Genomic DNA, 18174 nt, shown 5'->3' on the forward strand with positions numbered 1-18174 from the left:
GATCTTTTAAACTTAATTTTGAGGAAACGGTGTATTGATCATATGCTGCAACATAGAATCACCTGCATTATTGTTTGCCGCTCCTACCACCACATTCGCAACCTTTTTAGCACCCTCTACAAAAGCCTGTCCAGCGTTCTCTACTATATCTAAAGGAGTTGCTGCTCCAAACTTGGCACGGGTCCATTTTGCAACACCATTCCAAGCATTTTTTGCCATAGCCAGATAACCACCCTGGCGCGTCACATAGTTCACGCCATTAATAACTTTCACGGTCGAGTCCCACAACTTGCCCAAACCGGTCAATGTGGAATCACCTAACAAGGTTGAAGGAGCATGTGGCACACCAACAAGGTGAGCTGTGCTGCCAACCGCACTTCCAATTCCAGATTCAACTAAAACTTTTGCTAATGGTTGATTAGAAAGCAATCCAATGGTCAATACAGAAGCCATATGTGCCACCAATCCTTTAACAGGAGCATCTGTTCCAAAATAGGCTGCCATCAAGGTTGGTATAATAAGCACCATAGAATGCGTAATAATCTTTGCACAGGTTGAAACGGTAGTATTTTTTATCCCATCTGCTTTAGATTCTCCAAGTACTTTTGCTACAGCAGTCTCAATAGCGCCATACTCTTTATTACAAGCATCAACCACAGCTGGGCATAGTTTTCTATTCTTTTCGATTAATTCAGATTCAAGTACTCCATGAGACCAGTTCCAAGAAACACCATTCCAAGCCCAAACGAATCCATCCTTTGCCATACCACCCAAGTCTTTTGCCATATCCCAAGGAATTTGCGCCAAGCCTCGCAAACCATAACGCGTCGTATCCTGCGCAGCAGAAGCATCAGTATTTTCACCTTCTTCTGGCAACTCATCACCTTCCAATTTTTCAGATTTACTATCATCTTCAGGTCTTTCACCAACACGTTCACGGTCAACAGTTGGTTCTTGTTTCCACGCTGGTTTCGGAACTTTACCCCATCTTCCTAAATTCAAACCTGATTCCATTGCAACTTGCTCAAACCTGTTTTTAACGACAGCCGGCTGTACTTGTTGTACTACCTGGGTCTGTTTTGATACTTGATCTTGTTCAAACGACAACCATGGTGCTTGCGTATTTTCAAACTGTTTTGTTGGTTGAACCTCTCTTAAAAAAACCTTTGGAATTTTTTTATTTTTACCTGCTTCTACAAAACTTCCGTTATTCACGACAGGCTTTTTATGTCTGCTATTCTTTTGCAAAGCATCCTTTAAAAGGTTAACTTTTGGAACTTCACCGATGACAATTTTCTGCTTTTTTTCATTTTTGCATTCAGCATCAAACCCTTGCTCATCCTCCTCATAATCATCAGGAGCTACCGCCTTTTGAACTTTTTCTTTTTTATTATTAAGTGGCGGACGACGTTTTTTTACTTCTTTGACAGGCTCCACAGGCTGCTCATTTTTTACTTCATTTTTATCAGACGGGACTTCTATAACCGTTTTCTGCTTATCTTCAGCAGGAGCCGGTTCTGCTTTTACTTCCTTCTTTTCTTCAGTCTTTTGCACCACCACAGGCGCTGGCACTTGCACAGGAGCTACAACTACAGATTGCGGCCGCACCACAGGGGTGATATGAGGCAAGATCGGTTTAACCGCTGCTTTATTGAAAACCACCCTTTGATTGTTATGAGCAAGCGCTGATTGTGCTGCGGTAAAAGCAGTACGATTGGTTCTTGCATAATTTTGATTATTCATCGGCCGAGCAGCTCTATTCGATTGAGCAGCACGCGCTGCTGGGGCAGAACCATTAGGTTTGCTACGCAAAAGAGGGGACCCTGCAACTAATTCTAAAGAAGAAGTAATACATAATAAAAGCATAATAGCATGATAAGTAAACAATCGATTTTTTATAACCATAACAACCTCCATTTTGGTTAAAAACCTCGTATTTATGAACTCAGAAGCTCGTTTTTTATGCGTATATCTATAATTATATTACAAATAGAAATAATGTCAACTGCCGTCTGCCAGCCATAAAATGGGGCACGAAGGCAGCAAACAACCGATCAGATCAATCTGATCTTTAAAAATGGTTCAAAAAAGGCTTAAAAATAGGCTTTATCGATCACAAAAAAGAGGCGCCACCCAAACAGGAAGGCATTTTTGGGCATTTTTAAGCACAATAGCAAGCAATAAGGGCTTTATAAGCTGCAGCTCAAGGCCCCGGGACTGTAAATAATCGATAGAATAAGTCTGCAGAGGGCTTATATCAACTGAATGCACCGCTTTGACTCGAAAGGGGGCGATTTCCATGACCGGCCTTACAGTCATATTCGCACTGCAAGCTGACTCTACCACTCCTTTTATATGAAAAGCGGCATCTGCACGCTCTGCATCTGGCAAAATCACCACCCCACCATCCACAGAAAGCTTTGACTGCGCATCGAGCACTGCAAAAACCACCGCTTTTGACTCTGTATCGGCGTATTCATGTGTTTGGTTTAAGTTATACGAAAGGATGGAATCAGCAGAGGCATTGATCTGTTTAAACACTGCACAACTACTTCCATTGCCTGACTGCTTTATTATTGTATGACAGGTATAATGACCACCGTTGGCATTTATAATATGGTAAAAACCAAACTGCGCTCCCTGAGCAAGTGAAATATGAAACTCATCCGTTTTGGCTACATTTTTGCTCATATTACGCGAGAAAAAATATAATAAGGTCGCACCCTGCTCAACCTGAATAACCGTTTTTTGATTCAGGTACTGCTGTTGCTCATCAAAAACAAAAACAGATACATCTTTTTTAACACGAATACACAGCTCTGCCGTTTTGTAGGAAATAGGAAGCGGTGCTTCAACTGTAACATCAAAAAGCAATCGTGTACCATTTTCTGACTCTTCACATCGCATGTTCATCCAACAGATCCTTCCATCTCAAGTCGTATTAACCTGTTCAACTCAACTGCATATTCCATCGGCAAAAAATCGATAAAAGCACCCAGAAAACCCTGCGCTATCATAATTTTTGCCTCCTGTTCAGAAATACCCCGTGACGCTAAAAACAACAGCTGCTGTTCATCAATACTGGTTACCAATGCTTCATGCTTAACCTGCGCCGTTCCATTCGCAACTGAAAAGGTTGGATACGTATCCGCCTGACAAAGATCATCAAAAAGCAATGCATCACACTGTGTCTTTGCACTGCAGTCGTACGCCTTTTCAACAACCTTTACCAGCCCACGAAAGGAGGCCCGCCCCCCTTTTTGACAGAGAGATTTGGCAACAATAGTCGAGCTTGTATGCGGAGCCAGATGAATGACCTTAGCACCAGAATCATGATGCTGATCTTTGTGAGCAACCGCAATCGAGACCACATGCGCCTTTGCATTCATGCCTTTTAGAACAACTGACGGATATTTCATAGTTTTATAAGAACCGAAATTTCCGTCGATCCATTCAACCGTTGCACCCTCATGCGCCACTGCACGCTTGGTCACAAGATTATACACATTGGTTGACCAGTTCTGAATCGTTGTATAACGAATGTGTGCACCCGGCAAGGCAATAAGTTCAACGACAGCACTATGCAAAGACGCAGTCTGATAGAGCGGCGCACTGCAACCTTCAACATAATGCACAAAACTACCTGGCTCTGCAATAATTAACGTTCGTTCAAACTGCCCCATTGCTTGCTGATTAATACGGAAATACGCCTGCAACGGCATGGTCACCTGAACGCCTGCAGGAACATAAACAAAACTGCCCCCGCTCCACACTGCAGAATTAAGCGCGGCAAACTTATTATCTTTTGATGGAATCACCGTTCCAAAAAAACGTTTTACCAGATCCTCATGCTGCGCAAGCCCACCATTCATATCAAGGAAAACCACGCCTTGCTTGATCCATTCATCTTTCAAAGACTTATAAATTACTTCAGATTCGAACTGTGCACCCACGCCTGCAAGCATCTGCTGTTCTGCCTGCAAAATTCCAAGCTGATCAAAGGTGTTTTTGATAGATTCAGGAACATCTTGCCAGGTTCGTGCCTGTTGATTCAAAGGTTTTAGATAATAACAGATATCATCAAACTCGAGCCCAGACAGATCAACGCCCCACGCCGACAAAGGCATTGAAAAAAAAAGTTCAAGTGCCGCAAGACGATACTCAATCATCCACCCAGGCTCATTTTTCTGCTGGGCAATGGTACGAATAAACTCAACCCCAATCTTTTGATATCCAGAATGCTTTTTGCCCTGTTGCACCATTAATCCTTATATATCAGCAATAAAAAATTAGATAAAAACGAAAAAGAATCGTTATCTGCAGAATAATGCGCATGCATTAATTTCAAAAGCATCATCGCAATAAAAAGAGTACCGCCATACATGGCATACTTTTTATTGAATAACCAATCAACCCTTTTTAAAAAATCGTTACCCTGATTGCCACCACCAGGAACCAATCCTAAATCACTCAGCTCTGGTTTACCTGTACCAGATATTTTATCCTTAATCTGATCCGATAATAACGGTTGATCTGTATAAGATATTTTATCCTTAATCTGGCCTGATAATAATGAAAAATCACCTGTACAAAAGAAATCTTTAAAATTATAGTCACGCTTCATATAATTCCATAAATAAAGAGCTTTTAGATTAATTCGATCGCCAACACACCATGAACAGTCATCTGTTAAAGTTAAATTTAAAAAGCAGCTTACAATATCACTATAATCATTTGACCGACCCGTGTTCATATTAGAACCTGTTAACGACAAACCTTTCTCTTCAATGTAAAATTCAAAGATATCTACGCAACGCTCCAGATTTTTAAATCTGTTTTCAAAAGCATCAATCAAACTGTATAAATTTTTAACACTTGTTGCTGAATAATCAAGAGGACTGTCTATGTGTTTCTGAATCTCATTATGTAATGTACGTAACTTTTTATCAATCCGCAATAAACTATTAACTTTAAAATTGAACAGTTCATTCTTATGCTCCAACCACAATCTTTGCACTCCATCTACTCCGACTTCCTGAACATCTTTACAAGTAATTATTTTTTTTGAAAACAATAAATACAGAAATGGATCTTTTACAATAGCCTCACATACATTTAATAATGATTGCCAGCAGGCTGCTGAAAGCAGAAACTCATGCGACAAATTTAAAAAATCATTAATTACCTTTTCAAATGGCTCTCCAAGTGAACTTTTTAATTTGATAAACAATTCCTCATATTTTTGTTCGTCAAACAACTTTGTAAGAGAAACTTTCTCACTCAAAAAAGCTTTTTTCTTGCTTTCATATTGACCATATAAGCTCTTTTGCATAGCCACCGCTTCCTGTTGCTTCAAAAATATTGTATGAACCTTTTTAATTTCTGAAAATAATTCAACCTCTGCCCCTTGGCTATATGATGTTAAAAAAGCTTCTCTTGTTTCTTTTGAAGCCAAACAATATTTGCAATAAAAGATCCAGAGAAACAGACCTGATTCATTGAAAAATGTCTTGTGAATAAAGTTAATTTTTGCAGCATCATTATATTCATCAAAACATTCAAGCGTGTCAAGTTTCAACACATGGACATCGTCTTGGCTATGACAACTCGGGTAGTCTAATAATATTTTAAATCGAAATTCGCAACTGAACAGAGAATTAAATAACGCTGGATCATATAACAAAAACAAAGCATCCCTAAAAAAGAACGTTAATGATTTTTCTTGATCCCGATAAGCTTCCAACAAACGTACAAAGGTCCTATAAAAATCCGAATTAGGATTAAATGTATAGCGATCATCATAATTTCCATCCTGCGCCCTACCTTTTATGGTCGATAAAGTATCTTTTATTTCCTTTCTATGAAATTGATAGAGACACTTTGCAGCATACTCAGCGGTACAGACCACATTCGTTGGCCTACAAGTTTTTAAAAAAGTAGAAATGCTAGTATTAACCTTATTGTCAGGATGAACTTTTCCCGATACATAATAAGAAGCAAGAACACTCGCGCTATGATCTTTTAAAAACTTCAACATTACCTCAAAAATAGGCCCGTTACGAAAGTGTGGTTCACTAGAACGCCATTCATAAAAAACAGAATTCATACTTGTGAAAAAAAGCGATTTTTTACATTTTAAAATCGCCTTACAAATCAAAGCGTGATTATTATTCAAAAAATGAATGACATCGTCAACCGATGTTTCCATGTCAAAAGCATTAAAAAACATTTCACTTCGCAGCCCAGATGGTATAGTATGATTAACCATTGCTGCATAATCCTTAGCAACTGATGCACACTTGAACAACCAGGTATATTCCCATAACAGCTGCATCACTATCTTTTTGCTTCGCAATTCTGGATTGTTCAGATCATTTTCAGATAACTTGGCAAATTGAAATACAGGCAACTGCTTTTTAAAATAATTGTCAATCATCGATAAACTTTGTTCATAGTCATTTTTTATATCTGTAGGTTTATATGGTACATCTAAAATATTACTGGTATTAGTCTGGTCACATGCATTTTTCAGCTCTTGCAACTGATGGTCAATAAAAATAGTAGTTCCTCCAAAACCTGTTTGATTTTGTGCTAATATTTGATCAAGAGAACTTTGTTCACCACTATTTTTTTTAATAATCTCACGAAACGATTCAATAAAAACTTCAGTTTTTTGTTTATATTTTGCCAAAAACCAGTTTTCAAAATCTGTTACCACATCAAAGCCATTTTTGCCAAATATACCATTGTCAAAACACACAGATTGACTGGCAGCAGAATCCATGCAATCACTATTCAGCGAATACAGACAAAAAATGAGTAAAAAGTTATAAATTAAGGAAAAACTCATGTAAATTCACTAGCAATTTTCATGTGATAGATCTGCACATTACACATTGACTGAAAGAGCTCCGGTCGATGTGTAATCAACAGAACTGAACGATCAACCTTTTCACTCATCAAATTATTCAAAACAGCCAATAGCACCTGGCACCCCGCAGCATCAAGGCCAGAATCTATCTCATCAAGCACAATACATTTGGGACGCAACAAAAGAATTTGGACTAGTTCAAAGCGCTTTTTTTGCCCACCTGAAAAACCTTCATGCACACAACGATCCAAAAAAGAGCCATCCAAACCGACCAATACAAAAAGTTCTACTATTTTTTTAAAAAATCCATCCAGATCGGCAATCTGACCCACAAGTGCTTCGTACGTAGCTTTTAAAAAGACAGAAACCTTAAGCCCTGGAATTGCAATCTGATGTTGAGTAACTATAAACAGACCTTTTTGTACTCGTTCAACCACGCTCATGGCCTCAAGCGAAGTACCCAAAAACGTAACTGTTCCTCTCTTTTTTTTATAATGAGCATCACCCCGCAGAAAATGTACCAGCGAACTCTTTCCCGAACCATTCGGCCCAACGATAAGTTGCATTTGCCCAGGTTTGATAGCAATGGAAAAATCACTTAAAACAACTTTTTCATGGACACAAAGTTGCAGATTTTCAATACTAAGCATCAATTTCTTTAACAAAAAACCACAAATTAATTATACAAAATTTTTTTTAAAAATACTTTTGAAAAGAAATAAAAACTGAGCAAACTCATGATTTTAACATCTTCAAAAATGCAGCAGGTTTTTTTTCATCTTTCACAAACTCAATAATCGCATGAGCAATCTTTTCAGCTGATATGGCCGGATCTGAAAACTCAAGATCATACTGCATACCGTTGTGAACAGAAAAATAGTGACTACGCGCATGTCCGACAGGAGATGTTTTACGCGCTTTTTCACGCTCTTCAATCGCTTCCAATGGTAACTTAAACCCAATCATATAAACGGTGTAATCTTTCAGATAAAATTTAAGGTATTCAACCCAACGAACATCATACAGAATATAATCAACAATAATATTATTACCACATGACGCATATGCGGCAATAGCTTTATGCATACCATAAATAACTTTTTGTCCGGCCGGTCCAATCTTCAATGGAACTAAAACATTACCATCTTCATCTCGCTCTTGTGTCACACTGCGAATCAAAATACCATCATGGGTAAACTGCTGCAACGTTTTCGTTTTCTCAAACTCAGTCAAATCTGGAGCAGGTAACAGTGCATCAAAAAAATTATCAATACCAATAGTGATATACATATTTGCAGAATGAGCTTGCAATAACTTTTGAACCGTCGTTTTGCCAGAAGCAGATGCTCCATTCAAAATAATAATATGACCTTTTTCAGAAGCACCTTTTTTTAAATGAACAAAAAACATATAAATCCCCGCCACGCTGAAAAAAAACATTATTCTCAAAAAAGCAGAAAAAATATCTGCCTTTGTCTTTATCTTCCAAAACTCAAACCAATGCATAGAAATCACTCCTGTACAACACTCAAAATTTCTGGCAGTTCCTGTTTAATGGCCTGCTCAACACCCATCTTTAATGTCATAGCAGAAATGGGGCAGCCAATACAAGCACCATGCAACCGAACATATACAATCCTGTCTTGATAACGGACAAAAGTAATGTCTCCACCATGTTGCAAAACAAAAGGCCGCACCTTCAAAAGTGCAGCCTCAATTTTTTCAGTGTCATACTGACAGGTCGACATGTATTACACCCATTCAATACGAGCAATAGGCGCCGTATCACTCTGGCGCCTTGGCAAATTTAACACACGTGTGTAACCACCAGGCCTTTGTACATACTTAGGTGCAATATCCATAAATAGTTTTTTAACCGCATCATTATCATATGGTAACAACGCATGCACTTTACGACGTGCATTAAAGTTGTTCCCTTCACGCGCAATGGTGATTATTTTTTCAATAGATTTTTGCACCTCTTTAACACGAGGTTTTGTCGAAATTAAAAATCCATAATTAATAAAATGTATCATCTGATTACGTATCAAAGCCACACGATGAGACGATTTTCTATTTAATTTTTTTCTACCATTTTGATGCATCATAGTTAATACCTCTCATGTGATTCATCTTTTTTTGCAAGCATATTTTCAATCTCTTCTTCATTAATATTCATACCAAAAGATAGCCCTAAAGCTTTTACTCTCTCTTTAACTTCTGTCAAAGATTTAAGACCAAAGTTTTTAATATCCAGCAAGGCATCTTCGTTAATATTAACAAGATCAATCACTCGCTTAATTCCATTAATTGTCAAACAGTTATGCGCACGTGGTGGAAGATCAAGTTCCTCAATAGGCTTTAAAAGAAGCTCAACGGGAATGTCTTTGACATCTTGATGGTGCACCTGTGTACGATTTTCAGTTTCATTTGCAACAGCTTCTACCATTTCAGATGGCTTGACAGGAGTTGAAATAACATTGAATGGAATCTCTGCAATAGCTAAAAAATGTTCTAACTGCGTACGCAAAACAGAAACAGCATAGTGTAACGCATCTAATGGGTTTAACGAACCATTCGTGTAAATTCGCAAAATAAGTCGATCAAAATCGATTGCCTCGCCAACACGTGTCTTTTCCACATCAAACATTACTTTTGTAATAGGACAAAACATTGCATCAATATAAATGCGCCCGTCTTCCTGATATGCTTTATCAGCAGGCCACTGTGCAATTTGATACCCACGACCAGATTCAACAAACATCGTTATGTCACATTCACCATCATCTGTAATCGTTCCCAAAACATGGTCTTTATTGACAAGTTCAAGATGCTCATCCGCCCGTATATCAGCAACAGTGACCACACCTGAACCTTTTTTAACAACTTTTAAAGTCCCTGCCAATCCCGTATAATTCTTTACAATAATACCTTTTAAATTCAAAGATAACTGTAATGCATCCTCTAGCATACCAGGGATAGCTTTAAATTCATTGTTAATACCCTTAACAATAAACGAAGTAACCGCAGATCCTTCAATACCACCCAATAAAATACGCCTCAACGCATTCCCTAACGTAATACCAAATCCAGGCTCCAACGGCTGAGCCACAAGCTCACCATACGTTTGAGTTAATGTCTTTTTGTCCCACACCAATTTTGGGATAGTCAAGGGTCTATATGTTTTATCCATTCAACCTCCTACGCACATCTTTAACTTTTTCTCTCGCACCCACCATATGCGTAGCTATTATTTAGAATACAGTTCCACAATTAAATGCTCTTCAATAGGCACCTGAATATCAGACCTGACGGGATTACGCAACACATAACCGACATAATGCTTTTTATCAAGCTCAAGCCAATCAGGAACCTTAATACCCATTTTCATTCTACGCTCAACCACATGCTCCATGTATTCCTTATTTGCTTGCAAAGAAGGATGCAAAGAGATCACATCATCAATTGCAACCAAGTATGAAGGAATTCCAACCGTCTTATTATTCACTTGCACATGACCATGAACAACCATCTGACGCGCTTGTGCTCTCGTTTTTGCCATTTTGAGCCTGAACACAACATTGTCCAAACGTCGCTCAAGTAGACTTAACAGATTCTCACCAGTTGCACCTTCACGCTGCTTAATTGCAATAGAAAAGAACCTCACAAACTGCTTTTCCAACATACCATACATATGTTTTACTTTTTGCTTTTCTTGCAACTGCCGTCCATATTCTGACTTTTTTTTACCAGATGAACCTTTTGGCGCATCCACTTTTTCACGTTTACGCTCAACTGTTGATACCAACTTTTTATCCATAATTACCTGCATTAATAACTTTTTTAAACACGACGCTTTTTAGGAGCCCGACATCCATTGTGTGGTAAAGGTGTCACATCTCGAATCACAGAGACTCTTAAGCCGGAAGCATGTATAGCCCTGATCAAAGATTCACAACCCGCACCTGGTCCCTGCTTGTTTACTTCAACTACTTTTGCACCATAGTTAGCCTTTACTTCTTTTGAAATAAGACTACCAATCTGAGATCCGGCAAATGGCGTTCCCTTACGCGAACCCTTAAAACCTAATCTACCAGAGCTTGACTGCATGAGTACATCGCCCGATGTAGTCGTCACAGAAACCATCGTATTATTGAAGGTTGACCGCACATGTGCAACAACTGTTTCTGCCTTCATTTTAATTTTTTTATTTTTCTTTTTATAGGCCATTTTATCCTTCTACCTATCTTATGCAAAATTACGCTTTATTTTTTAGCAACCTTCTTTTTCAATGCCACAGGCGCTTTCTTAGGTCCCTTACGTGTACGAGCATTTGTTTTGGTTCTCTGTCCACGTACCGGCAGTCCGCGCTTATGTCGCAATCCTCTATACGAACCAATTTCTTGCAAACGACGTATATTAAGAGCTATCTCCTTGCGCAACTCACCCTCAACCTTATAATGTGCACTAATCTCTTTTTGTATCGCCGCGGCCTCCTGGTCAGTCAGATCTTTTACTCGTTTATCAAAACTGATTTGAAGCTTTTTTAGTATATCTTGAGAAGACTTAAGACCAATACCATAGACATAAGTCAAACCATACTCAATTCGCTTACCCTGTGGTAATGGTACACCTTCTATTCTTACCATGCTTTTTACCCTTGACGTTGTTTATGTTTTGGCTCTTTTTGACACACAACACGAACGATTCCTTTACGCTTTATTATACGGCAATCGTTGCACATCTTCTTTACAGAAGTTCTTATTTTCATATTTAAACCCTAACAGGAACTAAGTTTTGCTTAACTTCTTTCTTCTTTATACCTAAGTACAATCCGCCCTCTTGTTAAATCATAAGGTGAAAGCTCTAACGCGACCTTATCACCAGGTAATAAACGGATATAAAACATTCTCATTTTACCAGAAACATGCGCTAGAACTTCATGTCCACCTTCGATCTCAACTTTAAACATCGCATTAGGCAAAGTTTCCTTCACAACACCATCAATTTTTATTATATCATTTTTTTTCATAGCCCGCTCATTAAAATTAGAATTTCACATGCGTATTACATAAGACGCGTTGTCACATAAGGACCACTATTCAAAACTATCACCGTATCTTCAATATGCATGGCCAAACTAGAATCAACAGTACGAGCTGTCCAACCATCCTTATCTATTTTCACCTTATAACTGCCAACTGCAAACATAGGTTCAATTGCAAAAGCCATACCCTCACGCAAGACAGGACCTGTGCCAGCCTGTCCATAATTTGGAACATCCGGAGCCTCGTGCATTCTTTTACCTATACCATGACCTGCAAAATCACGTATAATGCCAAATCCATAACTATCAGCTACAGCTTGCACAGCCGCAGATATATCGTATAACCTGTTACCCACAACCGCTTTATCTACTCCCGCTTGCAAAGCATCCTGGCTCGCTTTTTTTAAAGCAACCACTGATTCTACTGGAACACCCATCACATAAGGTCGTGCCATATCCGCACAAAAGCCATTAAGAGCTGCACATACATCAACCTTTACAAGATCATGCTCAGCAATAACTTTATCGTTTCTTGGAACCCCATGAACTACCTCATCATTAATCGATATACAACTTACATGAGCATACCCATGGTAGCCCTTGCTTTGCGATACCATATTATTTCTTTTTAACTCAGCTGCTATCCAACCATCAACTTGTGCGGTAGACATGCCCACTTCTATGAAGGAAGATAATGTATCAAAAATATGCGCCAGAGCGATGCCCGCTGCCTTCATCTTTTCAATAGCAATTTTATTTTTTATATGTATCACAAATATACAACCAATAGACAAAAAATACATACGCCAAAATCTAACAACCCTTACAACAGCTGTACCTGTATAATTATATTGTAACAAAATTAACAACAAAAGCTACGTCAAATTCTTATTACTACTGCCTAGTTATCGTGTTTTTTATTTTACTAGATCGCAAAAAACCTTCATATCGATGCTCTATTAAATAAGCCTCAATCTGAGCGGCTGTATCCATGGCAACACCAACAACAATAAGTAATGCAGTACCACTTAAAATTCCATTTAAGTAAAAAGGGATATCTAAAACCACTCTTACAATATTAGGCAACAAAGCCAAAAATGCTAAATAAATTGCACCCGCAAGGCCTATTCTTGTTAAAATAAAATTAAAAAAATCAGCTGTCTTTTTCCCCGGACGCAATCCTGGGAGGAATCCGCCACTCTTTTTTATATTATCAGCAAGTTCGTCAGGATTAAACTGTATTGCAGTATACACAAAAGTAAAGACAATGATAGATATAAATGTTAACACGCTATGCAAAATACCCCCTGGAACCAATATTTCTGCAAACCATTTAAAAAATGTAAAATAGGTACTCAAAAAAGTTGCAACGTACAAGGGAATGTTCACCATGACCGAAGAAAGTATAACCGGCATAACACCAGCCGTATTTATCTTAAACGGAATATAGGTCGATTGACCAGCAAAAAAACGATTCCCAACCATTCGGCGCGAATACTGTACTGCAATCTTTCGTTCACCTTTTTCAAGAAAAACAATACAACCAAAGATAAACATAATAATTACAAACAATATCAACGCAGCAAATAGGTTCATATACCCTTCAGAAACCGCACCAATGATTTTAATGATATCATCAGGAAAACGAGCAACAATACCCGCAAAAATGATCATTGAACTTCCATTGCCAAGACCAAAAAGAGATATCTGTTCACCAAGCCACATGACAAAAAAAGAACCAACCATAACCGACAGAAGAAATAACAACCTAAATGACCATCCCGGATCTAAAGCAAGCTCATATCGCTCTACAAAGACAGCAAAACCTATACCTTGCACAATGCTTACTAGTATCGCCAGATAACGCGTATATTGATTCACCATTTTGCGACCGTACTCACCCTCTTTTACAAGAGCCTCAAGCCACGGTACAGACAACGTCAAAAACTGCATCACAATACTTGCGGTAATATAAGGTTGTATGCCAAGCGCAAACAGTGTACACTGCCTTAAATTTCCACCAGATACAAGATCGAAATAAGAAAATATTCCACCGAGTGCCGATGGCTGATTCATAAAAAATTTAAGTCGTTCTATATCAATACCAATAATAGGTATATAACTACCCAATCTATGTATTACTAGAATTACGCCAACAGTAAAAAACAACCGCTTACGCAATTCTGGAATAAAAAACATATTGACGAAATTCTTAAGCAGTACCACAGCTTACTCCTTCTTTGCTTCCAAAGTCACTGTACCACCAACAGAAACTATTACAGTTCTTGCTTTTTGGCTACACGCATCTACAACTATATTCAACTTTTTTGATAAATGACCATCACCTAATATCTTAATATAAGTACCAATAGACCTTGCTTTAATAATACCCTTATTAATAAGCGCCTCTTTATTTACAAGCTCATTATTACCAAAATGTTTTTCTAGTTGGTCCAAATTTACAATATAAACATTTTTTTGAAACTCTTTATTATTAAAACCACGCTTAGGCGTACGACGGTGCAACGGCATCTGACCGCCTTCAAACCCTGGCTTAATAGAACCACCAGATCGTGCAGTTTGTCCTTTCCCGCCCCTTCCAGACTGACCACCGCGACTACCGCCCCGGCCCACTCGCTTTCTCGTTTTTACAGTTTTAGAAACTTCATGAAAATTTAACATTGTTATTCACCTTTAATCATCTTTTTTATCGTTGTTCCACGCATTTTGGCTATCTGAAGTGCAGGCCTCAACTGCGCCAACGCATTCAAGGTTGCCTTTGCCACATTTTGACCGTTAGAAGACCCAAAAGCCTTGGTAAGAACATCATGCACACCAAGCGCACTCATAATTGCACGCACAGCACCACCTGCAATGTTGCCAGTTCCTTTTGAAGCAGGTCTTACTACCACTTTACATGCACCATGATAACCAACCACTGCATAAGGCAATGTCGCATCTCTCAACGGGATAGAAATCATATCCTTACGAGCCCTATTGGTAGCCTTTGCAATTGCAAGTGACACCTCTCTGCTTTTGCCTAAAGCAAATCCCACACTGCCTTTGCCGTCGCCAGAGACAACAAAAGCGGAAAAAGCAAATCGCTTGCCACCTTTTGTTACCTTTGTAACACGCCTAATCCCAATAACATGATCAATAAAATGAGCATCCTTAGAATCTTTTGTAACCATTAACTGTTCTTTGTTTTTTTCTTCTTGATTATTTTTTGGCTTAACCATACATAGTCCTATTTGTGGTTAATTATACTTTTTGTAAACATCAAAATCACTAAATGCCAAGCCCACCCTTGCGCAGACCATCTGTTAACGAAGCAACTCGTCCAGTATATCGCGCGCTTCCTCTATCTAAAAAGGCTCTGGCGATCCCTTTTTGGCTGGCAAGTTTTGCAAGCGTTAGCCCTACTTGATATGCTTGGTGCTTTTTATCACCATTCTCTAAATCGATTGCCACCGTTGAACAGCTTGCAAGCGTTATTCCCTGAACATCATCAATCATTTGTGCATAGATATGATTTAAGCTGCGAAATACAGATATTCGCGGATAGTCCGCCGTACCTTTTTTACAACGAGCTCTTACACTCAACTTTCTTCTTAATTTTCTTATTCTATCTTTCTTATGTGTTATCATACGCAACCTTAACCTGCTTTTGTTTTACCAGCTTTACGACGGACAATCTCGTTTTCTTCACGAATACCTGTACCCTTGTATGGCTCAGGTTTACGCAACTGCTTGATTTTGCTTACACATAGACCTAACAAAACTGGATCGATAGATTTAACAATTAAATTTTGTCCAGTTTTGTCAATCTCAACAGTAATACCTTGTGGTAACACAAAGTAAAAAAAATGACTTTTACCCAATATAAATAAGAGACCTTTGTCCACTGAATCAAAAGATTTTTTTTCTCCAGCTAATACAATTCCAACGGTCTTTTTGTCTCGATCAATAACATATTTTTTATTCGGCAACTGTTTGATTGCTGTTTTATTAACAAATTCAGCCTTACATCCAAGCCCGACAATTTTCACTTTTTTTTCAAACTCTTTACATGCACCTAATACCTTATTTTGCAATAAAGCATGATGCAATCCCCATAAACAGTTAATATCAGCTACCATTCTGGTAGCTTTATCAGAAACCTCCTGGTCAACTGTAATCAATAACTGTTTTTCTTTAACAGCGGCTTTAAGAGGTTGGGGTAATGTGTAAACTCCAACAGATTTTGGCCCTTTAAAATGCACTGCTTGACCATCAATCTGTATCGCAACACCATCTATATTAATCGGCTTTCTTCCTATTTTTGACATACCAATATCCCCTTACCACACCGTACAAATAATTTCACCGCCAACTTGCAACTTCTTAGCTTCTTTGTGCGTAAGAACTCCGCGACTCGTAGTTAATATTGATATCCCAAGACCACCGATGACTGGCCTTACGTCCTTTATCGATGAATAGTACCTACATCCAGGAGTACTAACACGATCAATCTGATGAATCACGGATTCACCCGCAACATACTTTAAACTTACTTTAATAACTTTTTTATTATCACCTAGGTCTTGCACCACGATATCGTTAATAAAGCCTTCTTTTTTGAGTATGTTTGCTATTGCAAATCTCATATTAGAATGAGCTACGATAACAAAAGGCTTTGAGACTCTCGTTGCATTCCTAATCACTGTCAGAAAATCACCAACAAAATCAATTGACATATCTATCCTTCCACCCTTACCAACTCAATTTCTTAACGCCCGGCAACACACCAAGGACAGCATGCTCCCTGAAACAAAGCCTACACAAATCAAAGATACGCATATAAGCTCGAGGCCTACCGCACAAACCACATCTATTTCTTTTGCGAACAGCAAATTTTGGTGTTCGCTTTGCTTTTTCAATAAGCGCTTTTTTAGCCATTATGTTCCCGCTTTATCTGTTTTTTAAAAGGTATGCCAAACAACTCCAATAATTTGAACCCGTGCTCGTCAGTTTCCGCAGATGTCTGAATTGTAATATTAAGTCCTAAAATTTTTTGTCCAACACTCATATCTATTTCAGGAAAAATAGAACTTTCTTTTATTCCAAGGTTATAGTTGCCCATACCATCAAGTTTTTTTGAAACGCCCTGAAAATCACGTATACGAGGCAAAGCTAAACTAATTAATCTATCTAAAAATTCATACATTTTGGCACGTCGTAAGGTAACCATAACACCGATTGGCATCCCTTCGCGAAGCTTGAAGCTCGCATTCGATTTGCGAGCCAACCTTCTTGAAGCTTTTTGACCAGTAATACGTGTCAATAGCTCTTCAGCCTGCACAAGCACTTTGCTATCAGCAATCGCATCTTTAACACCAATATTAACAACTATCTTTTCAATGCGCGGCACTTGCATCACATTGAGAAAACCAAAATTTTTCTGTAACTCAGGGCGAATAGTATTATTATACCTGTCCTGCAAACGTACTTTTTCTTTTTGTGGTATTACCATAGCAATTCTTTCTCGAAATTCTTAATTTCTTAAGTAATTTGCTTGCATCTATTGCAAGCCCTGACACGAACATTCTCATCTGTTATTTTTACATTCACCCTTGACGGGTTGTGACATGAAGAACAGACCAACATAACTTTTGAAAGTGGAATCAAACTTTCAGTTTTTTTGATCTCCGACTTCTGGCCCTGCTTTTTTGCTTTCATATGACGTGTTGCCATGTTAATACCCTGTACAAGAACACGTTCATTCTTCGGGAAAACTACAAGGACTGACCCCTTCTTGCCCTTGTCTTTTCCGGAAAGTACCATAACTAGATCATTTTTTTTAATACGACTTATCACCGTTTATCCCTTACAAAACTTCAGGAGCAAGACCTAAAATTTTGGCAAACCCCGCAGCCCTTAACTCACGAGCAATCGGACCAAAAATTCTAGTTCCAACCATTTCCAAATCATTTTTAATAATCACGGCAGCATTTTCACCAAATCGAATATAGCTACCATCTTCGCGTGCATACTCCTTGGTTGTTCGCACAATAACTGCACGAACGACATCACCTTTTTTTACAAGCGCACCTGGTGTTGCAGCTTTCACTGCACATATAATCTGGTCTCCAAGATACCCATAACGTTTACGAGTCGATCCAACCAAATGGATACACTGTATCTCTTTTGCTCCAGAATTATCTGCTACTTTTAAATATGTTTGCTTTTGAATCATAGTGCATTCTTTCTTACTATC

General features: G+C 38.4%; 25 protein-coding genes. All 25 read right to left on the reverse strand.

The genetic code is table 11. The features are described from left to right. Nucleotides 1–12: 12 nt before the first annotated feature. The gene (locus IPG37_03165; protein QQR53433.1) at nucleotides 13–1905 is read right to left on the reverse strand and encodes a hypothetical protein; all 1893 of its coding nucleotides are present in this window, start codon (nucleotides 1903–1905) and stop codon (nucleotides 13–15) included. Between the two features lie 201 nt (nucleotides 1906–2106). Continuing rightward, nucleotides 2107–2913, reverse strand: coding sequence for a SufD family Fe-S cluster assembly protein (locus IPG37_03170; protein QQR53434.1), 807 nt, complete (start codon nucleotides 2911–2913; stop codon nucleotides 2107–2109). Further along, nucleotides 2910–4262, reverse strand: a complete 1353-nt coding sequence (gene sufB, locus IPG37_03175) for a Fe-S cluster assembly protein SufB (GenBank protein ID QQR53435.1) — start codon at nucleotides 4260–4262, stop codon at nucleotides 2910–2912. Before sufB ends, IPG37_03170 begins: the two co-directional genes overlap by 4 nt. Then, a complete protein-coding gene (locus tag IPG37_03180; protein QQR53436.1) occupies nucleotides 4262–6784 on the reverse strand; it encodes a hypothetical protein in 2523 nt (840 codons plus the stop codon). The genes sufB and IPG37_03180 overlap by 1 nt, the downstream gene beginning before the upstream one ends. A gap of 62 nt (nucleotides 6785–6846) precedes the next feature. Further along, nucleotides 6847–7521, reverse strand: coding sequence for an ATP-binding cassette domain-containing protein (locus tag IPG37_03185; GenBank protein ID QQR53437.1), 675 nt, complete (start codon nucleotides 7519–7521; stop codon nucleotides 6847–6849). A gap of 85 nt (nucleotides 7522–7606) precedes the next feature. Next, nucleotides 7607–8281: an AAA family ATPase gene (locus IPG37_03190; GenBank protein ID QQR53438.1), complete on the reverse strand. Its 675-nt coding sequence runs from the start codon at nucleotides 8279–8281 to the stop codon at nucleotides 7607–7609. Nucleotides 8282–8382: 101 nt separating this feature from the next. Beyond that, the gene (locus IPG37_03195; protein ID QQR53439.1) at nucleotides 8383–8619 is read right to left on the reverse strand and encodes a NifU family protein; all 237 of its coding nucleotides are present in this window, start codon (nucleotides 8617–8619) and stop codon (nucleotides 8383–8385) included. A gap of 3 nt (nucleotides 8620–8622) precedes the next feature. Next, on the reverse strand, nucleotides 8623–8979 hold the full coding sequence (gene rplQ / locus IPG37_03200) for a 50S ribosomal protein L17 (GenBank protein ID QQR53440.1): 357 nt from the start codon (nucleotides 8977–8979) through the stop codon (nucleotides 8623–8625). Between the two features lie 2 nt (nucleotides 8980–8981). After that, the gene (locus IPG37_03205) at nucleotides 8982–10064 is read right to left on the reverse strand and encodes a DNA-directed RNA polymerase subunit alpha (protein ID QQR53441.1); all 1083 of its coding nucleotides are present in this window, start codon (nucleotides 10062–10064) and stop codon (nucleotides 8982–8984) included. A gap of 57 nt (nucleotides 10065–10121) precedes the next feature. Further along, nucleotides 10122–10691, reverse strand: coding sequence for a 30S ribosomal protein S4 (gene rpsD / locus IPG37_03210; protein ID QQR53442.1), 570 nt, complete (start codon nucleotides 10689–10691; stop codon nucleotides 10122–10124). Nucleotides 10692–10714: 23 nt separating this feature from the next. After that, nucleotides 10715–11101 carry a 30S ribosomal protein S11 gene (gene rpsK / locus IPG37_03215; protein ID QQR53443.1) on the reverse strand — a complete coding sequence of 129 codons (387 nt, stop codon included), beginning with the start codon at nucleotides 11099–11101 and terminating at the stop codon, nucleotides 10715–10717. A 35-nt stretch (nucleotides 11102–11136) separates the two neighbouring features. Next, complete coding sequence (gene rpsM, locus IPG37_03220; GenBank protein ID QQR53444.1) at nucleotides 11137–11520, reverse strand: 30S ribosomal protein S13; 384 nt, start codon at nucleotides 11518–11520, stop codon at nucleotides 11137–11139. 5 nt (nucleotides 11521–11525) lie between these two features. Then, complete coding sequence (gene rpmJ / locus IPG37_03225) at nucleotides 11526–11642, reverse strand: 50S ribosomal protein L36 (protein ID QQR53445.1); 117 nt, start codon at nucleotides 11640–11642, stop codon at nucleotides 11526–11528. 30 nt (nucleotides 11643–11672) lie between these two features. Continuing rightward, complete coding sequence (infA, locus tag IPG37_03230) at nucleotides 11673–11903, reverse strand: translation initiation factor IF-1 (GenBank protein QQR53446.1); 231 nt, start codon at nucleotides 11901–11903, stop codon at nucleotides 11673–11675. Nucleotides 11904–11938: 35 nt separating this feature from the next. Continuing rightward, nucleotides 11939–12691: a type I methionyl aminopeptidase gene (gene map / locus IPG37_03235; protein QQR53447.1), complete on the reverse strand. Its 753-nt coding sequence runs from the start codon at nucleotides 12689–12691 to the stop codon at nucleotides 11939–11941. 121 nt (nucleotides 12692–12812) lie between these two features. After that, nucleotides 12813–14144, reverse strand: a complete 1332-nt coding sequence (gene secY, locus IPG37_03240) for a preprotein translocase subunit SecY (protein QQR53448.1) — start codon at nucleotides 14142–14144, stop codon at nucleotides 12813–12815. 3 nt (nucleotides 14145–14147) lie between these two features. Then, nucleotides 14148–14600, reverse strand: coding sequence for a 50S ribosomal protein L15 (gene rplO / locus IPG37_03245; GenBank protein ID QQR53449.1), 453 nt, complete (start codon nucleotides 14598–14600; stop codon nucleotides 14148–14150). Between the two features lie 2 nt (nucleotides 14601–14602). Next, on the reverse strand, nucleotides 14603–15109 hold the full coding sequence (gene rpsE / locus IPG37_03250; GenBank protein ID QQR54282.1) for a 30S ribosomal protein S5: 507 nt from the start codon (nucleotides 15107–15109) through the stop codon (nucleotides 14603–14605). A 97-nt stretch (nucleotides 15110–15206) separates the two neighbouring features. Continuing rightward, nucleotides 15207–15566: a 50S ribosomal protein L18 gene (rplR, locus tag IPG37_03255; GenBank protein QQR53450.1), complete on the reverse strand. Its 360-nt coding sequence runs from the start codon at nucleotides 15564–15566 to the stop codon at nucleotides 15207–15209. Between the two features lie 8 nt (nucleotides 15567–15574). Next, the gene (rplF, locus tag IPG37_03260) at nucleotides 15575–16246 is read right to left on the reverse strand and encodes a 50S ribosomal protein L6 (protein ID QQR53451.1); all 672 of its coding nucleotides are present in this window, start codon (nucleotides 16244–16246) and stop codon (nucleotides 15575–15577) included. A 12-nt stretch (nucleotides 16247–16258) separates the two neighbouring features. Beyond that, nucleotides 16259–16621 (reverse strand): 30S ribosomal protein S8, encoded by a 363-nt coding sequence (gene rpsH, locus IPG37_03265; protein ID QQR53452.1) that lies wholly within the window; start codon nucleotides 16619–16621, stop codon nucleotides 16259–16261. 49 nt (nucleotides 16622–16670) lie between these two features. Beyond that, on the reverse strand, nucleotides 16671–16856 hold the full coding sequence (locus IPG37_03270; protein QQR53453.1) for a type Z 30S ribosomal protein S14: 186 nt from the start codon (nucleotides 16854–16856) through the stop codon (nucleotides 16671–16673). Then, nucleotides 16849–17430 carry a 50S ribosomal protein L5 gene (rplE, locus tag IPG37_03275; protein QQR53454.1) on the reverse strand — a complete coding sequence of 194 codons (582 nt, stop codon included), beginning with the start codon at nucleotides 17428–17430 and terminating at the stop codon, nucleotides 16849–16851. Before rplE ends, IPG37_03270 begins: the two co-directional genes overlap by 8 nt. Nucleotides 17431–17459: 29 nt before the next feature. Then, nucleotides 17460–17774: a 50S ribosomal protein L24 gene (locus IPG37_03280; GenBank protein QQR53455.1), complete on the reverse strand. Its 315-nt coding sequence runs from the start codon at nucleotides 17772–17774 to the stop codon at nucleotides 17460–17462. A gap of 10 nt (nucleotides 17775–17784) precedes the next feature. Beyond that, nucleotides 17785–18153, reverse strand: a complete 369-nt coding sequence (gene rplN, locus IPG37_03285) for a 50S ribosomal protein L14 (protein ID QQR53456.1) — start codon at nucleotides 18151–18153, stop codon at nucleotides 17785–17787. Between the last annotated feature and the right edge of the window lie 21 nt (nucleotides 18154–18174).

This window comes from bacterium, assembly GCA_016699125.1.
GTDB lineage: Bacteria > Babelota > Babeliae > Babelales > Vermiphilaceae > AWTP1-30.